This is a genomic window from Sphingobacterium sp. UBA3549, assembly GCF_002376635.1.
In the GTDB taxonomy this organism is placed as follows: domain Bacteria; phylum Bacteroidota; class Bacteroidia; order Sphingobacteriales; family Sphingobacteriaceae; genus Sphingobacterium.
Genome location: NZ_DFOE01000039.1, coordinates 34,984 through 49,993 on the forward strand (window position 1 = coordinate 34,984; position 15,010 = coordinate 49,993).

Genomic DNA, 15,010 nt, shown 5'->3' on the forward strand with positions numbered 1-15,010 from the left:
TTACAAAAATCCTAATTCTAGTTTTGCTTCTTCCGACATCATGTCTTTGGTCCAAGGCGGATCAAATGTCAATTCTACCAATGCTTCTTTGATGCCTTCGATGGCAGCAACTTTTTCCTGAACTTCATTCATGATTTCGCCTGCCACCGGACAGCCTGGAGCAGTGAGTGTCATCACAATCTTTGCAATACCTTCTTCCTTCGTAATGATTTCATATACAAGTCCCAAATCTACAATATTTGCAGGTTTGAGTTCAGGATCATAAATCGATTCCAGTACAGTCTGTATCTGCGGCGCTAAACCTAGTTTATCTAATACGATGATACTCATTTATTCCGTTTTTTATCGTGAATAGCGTCCTGATAGATCGCCAATAATTTTCTTTTATTTATTTCAGGTGTAAAATTACTAAAATAGTAAGTACTGCAGGTCTTTCTTATCTCATCTTTTTCATCTTTCATTTTTGTACTCCATGCGGTCAAAGAGCGGATGATGTCATTTTTATTGTGAGGATCGAAGGTCAGCCCTGTTTTGCCGGGAGCAATCAATTCGGGAAGCGGCCCAATATTGGAGCAGAGTACGGCTGTGCCTACAGAGTAAGCTTCAAGAATTGTAATTGGCATGCCCTCGAAACAAATGGAAGGAACGAGCAATGCTTGTGCATTTGCTACCAAGGGCAAGATTTCATCCCTCTTTTTAAAGCCAAGGTAGGAAATATTAGGTTGACCCTTGATGCGTCGGTTTACTACCGCTTCGAGCGGTCCCCCGCCAATGATCTGTAGTTTAAAATCTGTCCCGATAAAAGCATCTATCAGATTTAATATGCCCTTTTCTTCTGAAAGACGACCGACGTAGATGAAGTAGGGAGGGGTAACGTTGGGCACTATTGTAGTAGGGAAGACAAAGTTTGGTTTAACAACGAATAAGTGAGGTGAAAGGTTCAGCGTAGATTTAACAAATATTTCTTTTGCAAAGGAGCTTAAATTGATGTAGCGATTTACTTTTTTCCAAGTCCCAATTTTACGGTGAACCCAATAATTCAAAGCTAGGATAAATGTTTTTACCGTAGAGTTATTGAATGCTTTTTGTCGCACAGCAGTCCAAGGGAAGTTCTCATGGATTGAGTCCAAAAAAAGGTGATTGTGGTGATACAGCGTGGCCGATGGGCATAACAGCCGGAAGTTATGGAGCGTCATGACCTGTGGGATTCCGAGTTTGGCGATGGTACGCACGATAACTGGACCAGCTGCATAATGTGTATTATGTATGTGAACGATATCTGGTTTAAAGGTATTTATTTTTTCCTTGACACGTTGCGCAGCGAAAATATTCCAAAAGGATCCCACTGTCTGTAGGGCTCCCCTCCATCCCTTTTTATTCTGGAAAGTGACCGTGAGGACTTCATGATCCTGAGCAAGGAGGGAAGCTTCCTGCTGAAACACAGTGTCTTCACCACCAGGATCTTGGTAAAATGTATGGATAATCAGTATGCGCATAATAAAATACTTGTACAAATGTACAATTTTGGGGCGACTTCCTTTAAAGGGACAAAATTGCCATTTCTATCCGATTATTGCTATATTCGCAAGATTCGATCGTAAAGATATATGCAACATTTACAACAACTCGTGATGGAGGCGATAGAGACAAGTAAATTTCCTGAGACACCATCCAATTTATATGATCCAATACGGTATATTTTGACTTTGGGCGGAAAGCGGGTTCGACCTGTACTGACCTTGATGGCGGCCGAATTATTCGGTATGCGGGACATGGCCGATATTATACCTGCCGCCAAAGCAGTGGAGTTTTTTCACAACTTTTCGCTAATCCACGATGACCTAATGGATAAGGCTCCCTTAAGAAGAGGTAAAACGACAGTTCACGAGAAATGGGATGCTAATATTGCCATATTATCTGGAGATGGATTGTTGGTTAAAGCCTATGAGGAAATCTCAAAATGTAATCCCGTTTATCTACCTGCAACGTTGAAAATTTTAAGTAAAGTTGCCATGGAAGTATGTGAGGGCCAACAATTGGATATGGATTATGAAAGTCGGAGTTCGCTATCGATGGCTGAATATTTGGAGATGATCCGCCTGAAAACTTCCGTGTTATTGGGTGGAGCATTGCAATTAGGTGCTATTCTGTCAGGAGCAGATGAACAGCAACAGCAACTGATTTACGATTTTGGTGAGAATGTGGGTTTAGCATTCCAGTTACAAGATGATATTTTGGATGCTTACGGCGATCCGGAAACCTTTGGAAAGATCGTTGGTGGTGATATTCTGATCAATAAAAAGACGTTTTTATTGGTGAAGCTGATGGCCGTGATTTCGCAAGAAGATAAACCCATTTTGAAGAATTTGTTGGAAGCTCCTGCTGAGGATACTCCATCAAAAATAAAGGATATGCTTGCGTTGTATGGGAAATATGAAATTAAAGCAGCTGCTGATAAACTTAAGGATAGCTATACACAGCGGGCTTTTGAAAAAATGGAAGCTTTAAATGTACCAAATCATCGCAAGGAACCGTTATTAGTTTTAGCAAATAACCTTTTGGTGCGGCAGCAATAAGTATTAATTCTTTTAAAATTTGTATCTTGCCGTTAAATGGTTATTTTATTATAAAATAATTAAGTAAATTTTTAGATTACGTTCATGGAGCCTTTAAAGATCACCGTATTTCAAGCATACCTATTCTGGGAAAATATAGAGAAGAATCTAAATAATCTCGCGTTGAGGCTTTCCGCATTGCGCGAAAAAACGGATGTTATTATTCTTCCTGAGATGTTTAATACAGGCTTCACAAATAATGTTAAGAAATGCGCCGAACCCGCAAACGGACCTACCACAAGATGGCTATTTGAGATGGCTAGTTCGCTTAATTGTGTTGTCGCAGGTTCTTTAATCATTGAAGATGGTGGGAAATATTATAATCGTTTTGTGTGGATGTTTCCGGATGGCAAATATGTAAAATATGACAAACGCCATCTCTTTGGATTATCGAAAGAAAATGAATACTTCGAACCGGGCAATGAACGCATTTTAGTAGATATCAAAGGCTGGAAAATTTGTCCAATGATCTGTTATGATCTTAGATTCCCTGTTTGGTCTAAAAATCAAAATGGTGCATATGATATTTTAGTATATACGGCCAGCTGGCCTGACAAGCGATCTGCGCATTGGAGAGCCCTTATTCCAGCACGTGCGATAGAAAATCAAGCCTATGTTGTTGGTGTAAACCGCGTTGGGCATGACGGTAATGATGTTTATTATTCTGGCGGTTCGATGTGTATATCTCCTTTAGGGGATGTAGTGTATTACAAACCGGAAGATGAAGACTTATATACATTTACCTTAAATCCGAATGATTTACTGGAAGCTCGTGAGAAATTCCCTTTCTTGAAAGACTCTGATTCGTTTACTATCAGCTAACTCCCTTTTAATTAGGTATAATTGCAAGCAATAATTTTGGTCGTATACTTTTTATTTGCTAAATTCAATCTGGCATAAATCAAATTTTGATGATTTATCAACATCTACTGATGACATGTTGATAAATTTTGTTTGAAGAAGCTATACTAAAGCGTAATTTAGGCTAACTATTAGCCACAATACGTTTAGCTTTTTTTTACATCATATGAAAGACAGCATTTTATTGCTATAATAAGTTGCGTAAACAACCATAACCATTATTATATGTTGCACCAAGATTTAGTATCACAAGAGTATTTTTATAATTTCCTAACGGGTAAATATTCCATTGCAGTTATGCGAAGGTTACAGCGTAATCTCCGGGAGGCCGGTTTAAGCATTACTTCTGAACAATGGAGTATCATGTATAACCTTTGGGTAGAGGAAGGGCTTACCCAGCAAGAGTTAGCTATTCGTACATTTCGAGACAAGCCGAGCGTGACTCGGCTAATAAATAATTTGGAACGGGTCAATCTGGTTATTCGCGTGAATGATAAAAACGATAGACGTTCTAATCTGATCTATTTGACAAAAACGGGAAGAAAGATGAAGGATGAGGGCATGAAGCAAGCTAGAAATACAATTGAACAGGCCTTAGAGGGGTTGAACGATGATCAGATTGCTGTCTCAAATATGATTTTACATCGTGTACTCTTTAATCTAGAATAGTTTTTATGTTCGGCTCCTGAATAAGCAAGCCATAAAAAAGTCCCCTATGCTGATTTTACATAGGAGACTTTCTGTTTTATTTAAACAATATCGCTTAATCTTCGAACAGCTTACTTTCGAAATCTGTGCGGCTGTTGACCAATTTACCTTCATTTCCGAAATAAATTTCCTGAAAGCTTAGTGTCCGTATCGCATCCACTTTACGATAAAATTTATCTGCCGATACATCAGACAGTGTTTTGAATCCGCAAGCTTCCATAATTTCGACAGTAGCACGTAAGGTGTTACGATGGAACTGAGCGACACGCACATATTTATCGTTCACGTCTAGTCCTTTGTAGAGATGTGGTTGTTGTGTCGCCACGCCAACTGGGCAAACGTCTTCATTACATTTCAGTGCCTGGATGCAACCCAAAGCGAACATCATACCGCGCGCGCTATAACATGCATCTGCTCCTAGGGCGATAACTTTTAGAATGTCGAACCCAGTGACGATACGGCTGGATACGATCACTTTGATATGTTTTTTTAGACCAAAGGAAATTAAGGTTTTTGTGACAAACGCCAGTGCATCATAGAGCGGCATACCTAAATTGTCCGTAAACTCAAGTGGCGCTGCTCCGGTACCACCTTCCGATCCATCTACAGAGATAAAATCTGGAAAAATCTGTGTATTTTGCATCGCATGACAGATATCCATAAACTCATGTTTATCTCCGATACAGATCTTAAAACCGATAGGTTTTCCACCAGACAATTCACGCATATGCTGTATGAAGTGCATCATTTCTGTTGGCGAAGCGAATGCACTATGCGCTGGAGGTGACATGACGTCTGTTCCGGGAATAACGTGACGAATGGCAGCAACCTCAGGTGTATTTTTTGCAGCTGGAAGGATACCTCCATGACCTGGTTTAGCACCTTGTGAAAGTTTCAACTCAATCATCTTCACGTTTTCACGGTTTGATTTCTCCTTGAAAAGTTCGGCATCAAATTTTCCTTCTTTATTACGGCACCCAAAATAACCTGTACCAACCTGCCAAATTAAATCACCGCCATTATTATGATAGTCACTGATCCCCCCTTCACCGGTGTTGTGAGCAAAATTTTGAAGTGCAGCGCCTTTGTTTAAGGCCGTTATCGCGGTTTTGCTTAAAGCACCGTAACTCATTGCTGAAATGTTGAACACACTTAAACTATAAGGCTTTTTACAAGCCGAGTTTCCAACCGTAGTGCGGAGGTCGTGGTTCTCGATATGACAAGGGAAAACAGAGTGCGCTGCCCATTCGTTCCCGACAGCCTGCGGATCAGTCTGCATACCAAATGCGACAGTTTCGCGTTGGTTTTTTGCACGCTGGTATACGATCGAACGCTGTCTTCTGTTAAATGGACGTCCATCCATGTCTGATTCCCAAAAATACTGTCTCAATTCAGGACGAATAGATTCAAAAACATAACGGAAATATCCAACCAAAGGATAATTGCGCAAGATGGCATGTTTGGTTTGGAAACTATGATATAGTGCTATCAATAGCAGCGGAAATGGTATGATGAGCAGCCAAAACCAGCTTGATGTAAATATAAATCCAAATGATAAGATGATCAAATTAATCACTATCATTATTGAAAGAATGAGTTTTCTAACTTCCATAGAAAATACGATTATTTATTTTTGATTCGCTATTTTTAATTTTAGCCCAACTGATTATTATAGTACTCAATTAGCATTCCAAAACGCGCTTTTGGACGAAGCAAATGTACTAAAGTTCCCTAAGTAAATAGCTATATTCACCCGTTTGGAGTAAGTTTTGATAAGTTTATAACCGTTTCTAACAAACTATTTTCTTTTAGTAATCTCCTGCGATAAAAGTTGATAGATTTGCTGTAAATCTGGTTTATTGCTAATAAATTGCAAATGTTTTTGCATTGTTGTGCTGTCTTGCCGGATGGCTGGTCCTGTCTGAACTGTTATCGGAATATGATTTTGAGCTTTTTCTGCCGTCTCCCGGATGATTGGCTTGATCAGATCAAAGGATAAGTTATTTTCGTTGAGGAGCTCATACGCCATCTGATAGAGGATGTTCGAAAAATTATTGACCATGACCGAAGCAAGATGAATAGCTAAACGCTGGTGTGAAGTACAATATAAGCTGTGCGGGCTTAAGTTGCGTGCGAGCTGGAGTATCATTGCGCTATTGTCATCCGTATTACCTTCAACACAAAGCGGAACGGTGGAAAAATCGACTGCTTTATCTTTAGATAAAGACTGTGGTGGATAGATGACACCGGCGTTCTCAAATCTATTGAGTACGGCCAGATCTGTTGCGCCTGAACAGTGGATAACAATTCCTTTTAAATTTTCAGGTAGCGCTTCTACTACCGGTATGATAGCATTATCCGCAACCGCAATGAGGTAAAGGTTGGCATTTAAGTCAAGTTCAGACAGCTGGTCAATTGCCGCGCAATGAAGATCAAAGGCCAATGCGTCTGCATTGGCCTTTGTTTTACTATAGATCTGAACGATATGCTGTCCTATTTTTTGAAACTGTCGTGCGAAGTGTGTGGCTGCATTTCCGCTTCCTAAGATCACAATGTTCATTATTTCAATGCTTTTCGTTTTTCCTCTTTATTTCTTCTCACAATGGACATGATAAAGCCAATTGTCATGACAATTGTGCCACACCAGAAAAAGTTTATATAGGGGAATTTAATGGCTTTAAATACGACCCATTTTTTTTCTGGAAGGGGTTTTTGATAAACCATAATTTCCAGTTTATCTTTGTCGGGCTTAATACCCGTAAATCTGAATTTAAGTCCTTGTTCATTGACATCTTTATTGAAGTCATAAACCCCGCCATCTTTAATGAGGTAGATAGGTTGTACCTCATATTGTTTGTTATCGGCGGAAAATACTTTTATTTTCAATCCAACCATGACATCATTGGGACCCTTTGGAATTTTCTCTAGGTGAGCTTCTTTATTTAGGCCTTCAATGACATAATAGCCATTACGATAGCGTAGCGTATCGCCGATATTTACCTGATATGTCGCTGGCTCCTCGTAGTCTTCGAAACCAGTTTTCTCTTCTGCCGAAACTTTCGCATGTGTAGCCTGACTTTCAGCTGCCGCAGCAGTAATCAGTGTATATACATCATGTGTAATATAATGTTTGGTCGCTGGCGTGCCAATCAAACCACCCATTTTTGCATTGTTTTGAGCAAAAGGTTGCAGAACGAATTGCTCCTTTACTTTTCCCGTTTCTTCGTCGATTCGTTCATATTTTATTTTATAAAACGTATTTGGAGCAACGATGCTGTCGCCGATATAGGTGATTTTGTATTCGCCCATCTGTACCGGTTCACCCTCGGTCAAGAATAAATTTTCGCCGGGTTTCTCAACTTTGTCAAACCCTGATACAGCGATGTATCCTGTATTGTTAACAGAAATGACCTCGTTGGTTGCTGCAGCGACCATGGCACCGATCAGCAAAAGTCCGAAACCAATATGAGCTACGGAAGAGCCCGCAAGCTTCCATTTACCTTTGACAGCATCTCCCAATACGCGGATATTAGCTAAAATACAGAAAATACTTGCGAAGGTGATTAAAATATAGATCAGGTTGGTATAAGTCTTCGTCAAATAAACTACACCAGCGGTTAATATAAGAGACACGACCAATGATGCCACAGTAGACGCCAAAAACTTGCGGCTGTCGGTACGTTTATATTTTAAAAATTGCGTAAATCCGGTTAGGATCATAACGATAACAGCAAAGCCTGATTGCCATTTGTTATAATGTTGTATCGGATCTAAAGGCGGGGCTACTTTGGTTCCAAAGATCTTGTTAAATACCGGAATTGATGTTGAAGCGATGATCTGTGCACAGGCAACAGTTAATACCAAAGCGCCGATAAACATCCAGAATTCTCTTGAATAGATATCTTCATCCTTTTCTGTAATCGGCATTTCTTTCTTTTTAACTGTCAGAAATACCACCATGATAACTAAAAATACGACATTGAACAAAATCAGTTGTCCGCTCATTCCCAAATCGGTAAAAGAGTGTACTGAAGTTTCTCCGAGCACACCACTTCGCGTGAGGTAAGAGGCATAAATCACCAGTACAAAGCTGATCATCGCTAAAAAAGTAGCGGTGAAGTAGGAATGGCCAGAATTTTTGTAAGCGACCATGACGTGTACCGCTGCAATCAACGTAAACCATGGAATAATGGATGCATTTTCTACGGGATCCCAAGCCCAGAAGCCGCCGAAGTTAAGTGCTTCGTAAGCCCAGAATGAACCCATGATAATACCAGCTCCTAAAATCATCACAGCAAATAGTGCCCAGGGAAGTGCAGCATTGATCCATTCCTTGTAACGTTTGGTCCAAAGGGCGCCCGTTGCATAAGCAAAAGGAACAATCATAGACGCAAAGCCAAGGAACAGTGTAGGCGGGTGAATTACCATCCAGTAGTTCTGCAACAAAGGGTTTAGACCATTACCGTCTTTAAGTAGGGACAAATAGTTTGCTTCCTTTAGGATAGGGAAATCCATTGCATCGCGCAGGAGGATAAATGGAGAGCTTCCGATGCGTAAACCCAGTAACTCAATCCCTATAATCATCGAGGCTAAAAATGCCTGACACAACATCACGAAGGTCATGACGGACGTTTCCCAGCTCTTGGCTTTAAATAGTAATACTGCGCCTAATACGGTTTGCCAGAATGTCCATAGCCAAAAGCTTCCTTCCTGCCCTTCCCAGAAACTGGAAATGATATAATAAGTCGGTAAGTCTCTCGAAGAGTGTGCAAAAGCGTAATTATATTCAAAATAGTGATTGTAAATAATATAAAATAAAGTTGCGCCGACAGCCACGACTGAGACAGCATTAACCCAGAATGCGATGCGAGCAATTTTTTTCCATGAAGTTTCTTCAGGAGTTTTAGTCGCGAAAAAATAAGCAATACAAGATAGAAGTGCGGCACCAAAAGAAAGAACAATAAAGAACTGTCCGATCTGCCCGGGTAGCAGGTGCTCACCAACGTAATTAACGTCCATTGAAAATTGATTTTACGAATTAATTATTGAAAGCAGTCGCATTGATCTCGGTAACGACCGATTTATCGTTATATTTTGACGGACATTTCATTAAGATCTTACTTGCCCTAAACACATTTCCATCCATTTTACCGGTCAATACAATTTGCTCTGAACGTTCAATATCCTGAGGTTTGGCACCCTTAAAAATCACTTCACACTCTGTACCATCATTGTCGTACATGAAAAACGAGAATCTGTTGGCGTCGGTCTTAGGGTCATAATGAAGCGCTTTTTCCTTATTTAATTGACCTACCACGTACAGTTCGGTTTTCTTTTCCTTAGCTTCGGTAAATGTCGAATACGTACTTGAATCGGTGTAGATAACAAGTATCATGGCAATGGCGACAGCGATGATAGCGATTAGAATAATTGAACTTTTTTTCATTGTATTTACTTATTTATAAGTGTTTGACTCCATCGAAAACATAAATCGTTTCACTCGGTTTCGTTGTTCTTGGTGACGATGTTAACTGGGTAAAATATTTAGATTACTTCTTATAAAAATCCCGAATTTCTTACATTTGACACCTAATCGAATGCAAAATTACAAATAGATTCGCTAAGAAAGGAATAATGCAACTTTTCCATATTATTTATATCTATTCTAAATAGTTTAAATTAGTTTGAAAAATATGACGTATACCAATGCTTTTCAATAATTTGATGTATGATTTGCTTTTTTGGTTCCAATGATTTCGCATGAATTTTACAATTGCCTGTTAATATGAGTGTAGGTTTGCGATCCTTAGGGCTCCTGTTGCCCCTTTTATTTTCGTGTTTTCTTGTGTTTGGGCAGGTGAAATTCCGTAATCAGGAACTTTCCATTCAAAACGATAATGATGTTTACCTCTTGGTGGGGCAGGATAGGTATTATACGAATGGTATCAATGTCAATTATCGCGTGGCAATACGGAATGGGAGCAACGCGGAGATCTCCAATACTGTATTGGACTTTGAACTTGGACAACGAATCTATAACGGCATTAGCATGCTGGACTATCGTCGGCAAAATAGGACATATGACCGGCCTTTTGCAGGTTACCTTTATTTGAGCGCAGGTGCAACGCGGTTTCTAAAGGCGGATCAAGTTGTAGAAGTAAAGGTGGAATTTGGGCAAATCGGCTCCAGATCCTATGGTGAAGAAGCACAGAAGTTTATTCATCATCTTTTTGGACTGTATGAGGCCACAGGTTGGGAAACGGAGTTGCGCAATGCATTTGGTGTGGATATGCAGGCTAAATATCTTAAAGGAATTTACCGGAATGATTCGCAGTCCTTCGATCTTGGCGTGATGGGAAGAGGTGTGCTGGGCATGAACAATACCAATATCGAGGCAGGAATTCCGATACGTGCAGGTAAACTCAAATCGTACCATGCTTCGACCTTTACCCGTGGACATCTGACGCAGGCCATAAGTAACAACGAAAAGGAATGGTACTTTGTCTATCAACCTAGTTTGATTCGGGTTTTTTATAATTCCACTATACAAGGGGGATTGGGGAAAGATGATCCGATTGGTGGATTATATCAGATTGAACCTTGGATGCTCAGTCATCGCGTCGGATTCAACTGGGCTGACCATAAGGTTAATTACGGCATTAATTATATTTTCAATTCCAAGGAGCTTAAGTCTGTATTCCATCGACATCAATACGGACAGTTATTCTTTGCTTACCGCTTTTAGTGCATTTGGCAAAGACCATTTCCACTGATATTAACCCATGGACTGACCTTGGGCTGAATAACTTGTATTTTCAGGTCTTAAACTTGATTTGCTATTATAGGATCTGCCAATTTCTGTCCGATTAGCCGAGTAGTAAGCATTGCCGCGACCGTATCGCCGGTCGCGTTGAGCATCGTCGCCAACGGATCTACCAATGTCGCAATGATCATAATTGAAGGAATGACCTCAGTCGGCATTTGATAAACCGATATGATGAGCATCTCACCGATATATCCCCCGTTTGGAATACCGCCGGCAACGATGCTGACCAACAAGGTGATCCCCACCGCCATGATCATATTGCTTGGTTCAAAGAACTCTTGTCCACTCAACAGCAGCGCAATGTAAATTTTAAAGATACAGGCGATGGCCGAACCATGTTTATGTAAGGTCGTGCCCAAAGGGATGACGACGCTGGCTACCGTATCGGGTATGCCAATTTGTTTTGCTGCCAGTAAGTTGGCCGGCATGGTCGCAAGACTGCTGCAGCTGCTGAGGGCAGTCAGCGAAGGTAAAATATTGTTTTTCCAATAGCGTTTGACACCTTTGAGCCCAGATGCAAGAAAGGCAAAAACACTAAATACTATGAAGAAGTAGAGTACCCCAAAGATATAATAGAGGCCAATGGGTTTGGCATAGAAGCCAAACAGCTGTGGGCCAAGGGTACCGACTTGATAGGCAAAGTAAGCGCCGAGACCTATCGGAGCCAGTTTCATGACCATGACCAGTAAATTGCCCATGACGGCATTTCCGGAGTTGATGAATTTTCGGAATATATCAGCGGAAGCGCCAGATCTGCGTGTGGCGATGCCTACTAAAAATGAGAATATCACAAAGGCAAGCATATTCTGCCGGGATAAGAGACTGGAAAATTCACTAACAGTCAGGAATCGAACCATTTTTTCACCCCAGGAATCATGAATGGCTGTATCCATGATATTGTTTGCCTGTTCGATGGCGAGCGGAGCGTCTACGGGAAATAGGTAGAGGAAGAATATGGTCGATACTCCTGCAACGACAATACCGAGAACAAATACGAATGACATCATGCCAATAATTCTGCCCAACACACTGTCACCTTCAATATTGGCGACAGATGAAGCTATTGCGAAAAAGACCAAGGGTATAACACTGACGAAGAGCAGGTTTAGAAAGATATCCCCAATTGGCTTAAGGTTATCCACAAAATGTGGGAAAAAGATGCCAATTAAACTTCCGATACTGATGCCAAGAAGCAGCAGTAAGATGCTGCCGTAGTTCTGTATAAAAGTTTTTGCCGAGTATGCCATTAGGTTCAGTGATTGTTTCGTGTTTACGGCGCTAAAATAATCTTTTTATCCATTATTTTCATTTTACGCTTTGATAAAGATTAATCGGAGTTTATTCGAACTGGCTTTTTATCTTTGAACGAATCTTCTGATAGCATACCGTCGCGGTTGCAGGGAGAAAGGTGGAATATGGAGGCGTTTTGTGTCGAGTGTGTCCGAAGATTCATGAAGACCTTATTGATGTCTTGTTGGGGGAGGGAGATAAGGTTATTAGATTTTTAATAATGAGTATGAGAAAAATGAATTTTGTAACGACCGGAGATGGCTCGAAGACATTGTACAATGCCGAGATCGGCGAATGTTATCATTCAAAGCATGGGGCCGTACAGGAAAGTAAGCATGTTTTTATCAAAACAGGTTTGGATCACTATGTGCAAAAGACAGGGGCTTCGGATGTTGCTATCCTGGAAGTAGGATTTGGTACCGGACTTAACTTTCTTCAGACAGCCGATTTCATTCGGGACAAGCCATTTCAGATAGACTATGTAGGAATTGAAGGTTTCCCTTTGCCACTTACGACCATTGCCGAGACAGGATATAACGAGACCGTGAATCCAACAGTGTGGTCAGCTTACCTGAATTGCTATGAAGCGGCATTGCAGCAGGAGGTGCAAGTTCATGAACGTTTACGACTCACTATTGCTCATACTTTATTGATGGATTTTCAAACAGAAAAACAATTTGACGTCGTGTATTTTGATGCTTTTGCTGCCATACATCAGCCCGAAATGTGGAACGATGCGGCATTAGCACATGTCGCGCAGTTTGTTAAACCTGGGGGAGTCTTTGTGACTTATGCGATTACGGGTAATCTTAAACGTAGTATGAAATCTTTGGGCTTTTCTATTGAGAAGGCTCCCGGCGCACCTGGAAAAAGGGAAATGTTACGGGCGACAAAGCTTTAAGAAGCTTACTGTCCTATATGTCTATGGGAGAAAGAGAATATAAATTAGTATGCGCGCACTAAGACGGTTGGAATGAGCGATGGTATGTCGGTGACAGGTGATAGCAATAACTAGTTGGGTAGAAATAAAAATCAAAATGAGAATAGCACAGATCTTAGCTAAACAGAGTGAAACTAAGCTTACACAAGCTAAAAAACTCATCGTTCGTGAATTGGAAGAAGTTGAGGTAAAAGGAAATTTTGTGGCTTATGTAGATGAGGGGGAGGAATCTTATGATATTAATGTCCAGTTGGATAAAGAAGTTGTTGTCGGTCATTCTTGCGACTGTGGGCGTAGGGATAGTTATTGTATACATCAGATCGCCATACTTCTGATGCTCTCGTCAGAAAAGGAGAGCCCTTCAGCTACGAAAAAAAGCAGTAAGCCAGCCAAGGGAAAGAAGGTGAAGGAAAGTGAACAACTACTACTCATGTTAGAACAGGAAGTGTTAGCCTCCTGGCTGTTGGAGCTTTTCAAATCCAATAAAGATATTGAATTACAGTTTCTGATGAAATTCGGGAAAAATAAGCAGGAATATAAAGAGACAGATGTCGCTAAGATTTTAAAAGATACTGTTGTTTCAGTAGTAGGCAAGCGGAAGAAGATAGAAGCGTCAGAAGTTAAAAAAATAGTACAATTATGGGAAAAGGCACTTGAGCCTTTTTGGGAGTATTTAGCCTTGAATATAGGAAATGAAAAGATCATCCATCTGTTGTCGGCAGTCTACAATACTGTTTTAGATCTTGAATATAGCATTTTCTATACCGGTACGCGTTTTAGAAAGTTTATTGAAACCGGAAATTTGAAAATCGCTGGAATCATTGCTCATGTTGATTCTGACATACAGTGGGTCGCATTGACCAATGCGTATTGGGATAAAATGTGGGCGGCGGAAAACGCACAGGGGGGTATGTTGGAGTTGTTTATACAGATCTATGAAAGTTCTTCCATAGAACGGAAACGTTTACTGGCCGACAAAATAAAAGATCTGATCATCTCCCTGTTAGAAGGGCGCTATCACATGTCCGTAGCGGTTGATAGCTTCTTTTTAGATGTATTGCTTGAGAATAATATGTTTGACGACAGTGCTGATTATTTTGTACCCCGCCAATGGGAAGCTAAGTATAATTTGAAATTAATAGAAGCAATAAGAGGTCATGATCCCAACAAAGCGATTGATTATTGCAACAGGGTGATCGCTGGCAATGTAAATTCAACTTATAATGATCCTTTTTTGGAGATTTTAGAGGACATATACGCGAATAGTGGAGATTTTAGCAAGCTTGCCTCTATTAAAATGGAAAAATTTTCAAGTGCTCCGAATATTGTTGATTACGTTTTTATCATGGATCATTCCAACGATGAAGAGCTCAATAAGAAATTTAGGACGAGGACATTGAGTATGCTTCGCAATAATATGGAATATGCAGGGTATGATGAGCTGTATTTCAGGATATTGGAATATGAAAAGAATTATAAAAAAATGCTTGAGGTGATAGATTATCGTGTTCGTCCTTCTGTACTGCTGAAATTTTGGAAATATCTTTATGCCCACGATAAGCTAAGATTCTTGCGTGCTATCGCAGCTAATGTACAGATTGATTATCGTACGGATCCATCCGCACTTGAACAACTGATTCTCAAGATAACCGATAATTATGAAAGCGATGTCATTAAGATATTGTTCAAGCCAGACGCGTGGTCGAGCCATCAACGAACTTTTAAGGCAATGGTCTATAGTAGATTGGAGAGTCTGAAATAATATTTATT

General features: G+C 40.3%; 13 protein-coding genes. 6 read left to right on the plus strand and 7 right to left on the minus strand.

Annotation, left to right across the window (positions count from 1 at the left end; all coding sequences use genetic code 11):
- Both B2W36_RS22090 and B2W36_RS22095 read right to left on the minus strand, forming a co-directional pair.
- A complete protein-coding gene (locus B2W36_RS22090) occupies positions 1-330 on the minus strand; it encodes a metal-sulfur cluster assembly factor (RefSeq protein ID WP_209580447.1) in 330 nt (109 codons plus the stop codon).
- On the minus strand, positions 327-1,496 hold the full coding sequence (locus B2W36_RS22095) for a glycosyltransferase family 4 protein (protein WP_293883717.1): 1,170 nt from the start codon (positions 1,494-1,496) through the stop codon (positions 327-329). Before B2W36_RS22095 ends, B2W36_RS22090 begins: the two co-directional genes overlap by 4 nt.
- Before the next feature lie 111 nt (positions 1,497-1,607).
- On the opposite strand from B2W36_RS22095, the gene B2W36_RS22100 reads away from it, so the two are divergent.
- From B2W36_RS22100 to B2W36_RS22110, 3 genes are all read left to right on the plus strand, one after another.
- A complete protein-coding gene (locus B2W36_RS22100) occupies positions 1,608-2,576 on the plus strand; it encodes a polyprenyl synthetase family protein (protein WP_293883719.1) in 969 nt (322 codons plus the stop codon).
- Positions 2,577-2,660: 84 nt separating this feature from the next.
- Positions 2,661-3,437 carry an amidohydrolase gene (locus B2W36_RS22105; RefSeq protein WP_293883721.1) on the plus strand — a complete coding sequence of 259 codons (777 nt, stop codon included), beginning with the start codon at positions 2,661-2,663 and terminating at the stop codon, positions 3,435-3,437.
- Between the two features lie 264 nt (positions 3,438-3,701).
- Positions 3,702-4,145, plus strand: coding sequence for a MarR family winged helix-turn-helix transcriptional regulator (locus B2W36_RS22110; RefSeq protein ID WP_293883723.1), 444 nt, complete (start codon positions 3,702-3,704; stop codon positions 4,143-4,145).
- A gap of 94 nt (positions 4,146-4,239) precedes the next feature.
- On the opposite strand, the gene B2W36_RS22115 is transcribed toward B2W36_RS22110, so the two are convergent.
- The 4 genes from B2W36_RS22115 to B2W36_RS22130 form a co-directional block, all read right to left on the minus strand.
- Complete coding sequence (locus B2W36_RS22115) at positions 4,240-5,796, minus strand: FMN-binding glutamate synthase family protein (protein WP_293889590.1); 1,557 nt, start codon at positions 5,794-5,796, stop codon at positions 4,240-4,242.
- A gap of 186 nt (positions 5,797-5,982) precedes the next feature.
- A complete protein-coding gene (locus B2W36_RS22120; RefSeq protein WP_293883727.1) occupies positions 5,983-6,744 on the minus strand; it encodes a Rossmann-like and DUF2520 domain-containing protein in 762 nt (253 codons plus the stop codon).
- Positions 6,744-9,203 (minus strand): heme lyase CcmF/NrfE family subunit, encoded by a 2,460-nt coding sequence (locus tag B2W36_RS22125; RefSeq protein ID WP_293889591.1) that lies wholly within the window; start codon positions 9,201-9,203, stop codon positions 6,744-6,746. Before B2W36_RS22125 ends, B2W36_RS22120 begins: the two co-directional genes overlap by 1 nt.
- A 19-nt stretch (positions 9,204-9,222) precedes the next feature.
- Positions 9,223-9,630: a cytochrome c maturation protein CcmE gene (locus tag B2W36_RS22130; RefSeq protein WP_209580469.1), complete on the minus strand. Its 408-nt coding sequence runs from the start codon at positions 9,628-9,630 to the stop codon at positions 9,223-9,225.
- Positions 9,631-9,969: 339 nt separating this feature from the next.
- Between B2W36_RS22130 and B2W36_RS22135 the strand changes: the two genes are divergently transcribed.
- Complete coding sequence (locus B2W36_RS22135; RefSeq protein ID WP_293889592.1) at positions 9,970-10,929, plus strand: lipid A deacylase LpxR family protein; 960 nt, start codon at positions 9,970-9,972, stop codon at positions 10,927-10,929.
- A 77-nt stretch (positions 10,930-11,006) separates the two neighbouring features.
- Here the strand turns inward: B2W36_RS22135 and B2W36_RS22140 are convergent, their stop codons facing one another.
- Positions 11,007-12,257, minus strand: a complete 1,251-nt coding sequence (locus B2W36_RS22140) for a dicarboxylate/amino acid:cation symporter (RefSeq protein WP_293889593.1) — start codon at positions 12,255-12,257, stop codon at positions 11,007-11,009.
- Between the two features lie 278 nt (positions 12,258-12,535).
- Here B2W36_RS22140 and mnmD point away from each other — a divergent pair, with 278 nt between their 5' ends.
- Together mnmD and B2W36_RS22150 are read left to right on the plus strand one after the other, a co-directional pair.
- The gene (mnmD, locus tag B2W36_RS22145) at positions 12,536-13,201 is read left to right on the plus strand and encodes a tRNA (5-methylaminomethyl-2-thiouridine)(34)-methyltransferase MnmD (RefSeq protein ID WP_293889630.1); all 666 of its coding nucleotides are present in this window, start codon (positions 12,536-12,538) and stop codon (positions 13,199-13,201) included.
- Between the two features lie 136 nt (positions 13,202-13,337).
- Positions 13,338-15,002, plus strand: coding sequence for an SWIM zinc finger family protein (locus tag B2W36_RS22150; RefSeq protein ID WP_293889594.1), 1,665 nt, complete (start codon positions 13,338-13,340; stop codon positions 15,000-15,002).
- Positions 15,003-15,010: the final 8 nt, after the last annotated feature.

What these genes read in the sequence shown, in the direction of transcription:
- B2W36_RS22140 (WP_293889593.1), bottom strand. Translation starts at nt 12,257, where the DNA reads ATGGCATACTCGGCAAAAACTTTTATACAGAACTACGGCAGCATCTTA.
- mnmD (WP_293889630.1), top strand. Translation starts at nt 12,536, where the DNA reads ATGAATTTTGTAACGACCGGAGATGGCTCGAAGACATTGTACAATGCC.
- B2W36_RS22135 (WP_293889592.1), top strand. Translation starts at nt 9,970, where the DNA reads ATGAGTGTAGGTTTGCGATCCTTAGGGCTCCTGTTGCCCCTTTTATTT.
- B2W36_RS22125 (WP_293889591.1), bottom strand. Translation starts at nt 9,203, where the DNA reads ATGGACGTTAATTACGTTGGTGAGCACCTGCTACCCGGGCAGATCGGA.
- B2W36_RS22100 (WP_293883719.1), top strand. Translation starts at nt 1,608, where the DNA reads ATGCAACATTTACAACAACTCGTGATGGAGGCGATAGAGACAAGTAAA.
- B2W36_RS22130 (WP_209580469.1), bottom strand. Translation starts at nt 9,630, where the DNA reads ATGAAAAAAAGTTCAATTATTCTAATCGCTATCATCGCTGTCGCCATT.
- B2W36_RS22105 (WP_293883721.1), top strand. Translation starts at nt 2,661, where the DNA reads ATGGAGCCTTTAAAGATCACCGTATTTCAAGCATACCTATTCTGGGAA.
- B2W36_RS22110 (WP_293883723.1), top strand. Translation starts at nt 3,702, where the DNA reads ATGTTGCACCAAGATTTAGTATCACAAGAGTATTTTTATAATTTCCTA.
- B2W36_RS22115 (WP_293889590.1), bottom strand. Translation starts at nt 5,796, where the DNA reads ATGGAAGTTAGAAAACTCATTCTTTCAATAATGATAGTGATTAATTTG.
- B2W36_RS22120 (WP_293883727.1), bottom strand. Translation starts at nt 6,744, where the DNA reads ATGAACATTGTGATCTTAGGAAGCGGAAATGCAGCCACACACTTCGCA.
- B2W36_RS22150 (WP_293889594.1), top strand. Translation starts at nt 13,338, where the DNA reads ATGAGAATAGCACAGATCTTAGCTAAACAGAGTGAAACTAAGCTTACA.
- B2W36_RS22095 (WP_293883717.1), bottom strand. Translation starts at nt 1,496, where the DNA reads ATGCGCATACTGATTATCCATACATTTTACCAAGATCCTGGTGGTGAA.
- B2W36_RS22090 (WP_209580447.1), bottom strand. Translation starts at nt 330, where the DNA reads ATGAGTATCATCGTATTAGATAAACTAGGTTTAGCGCCGCAGATACAG.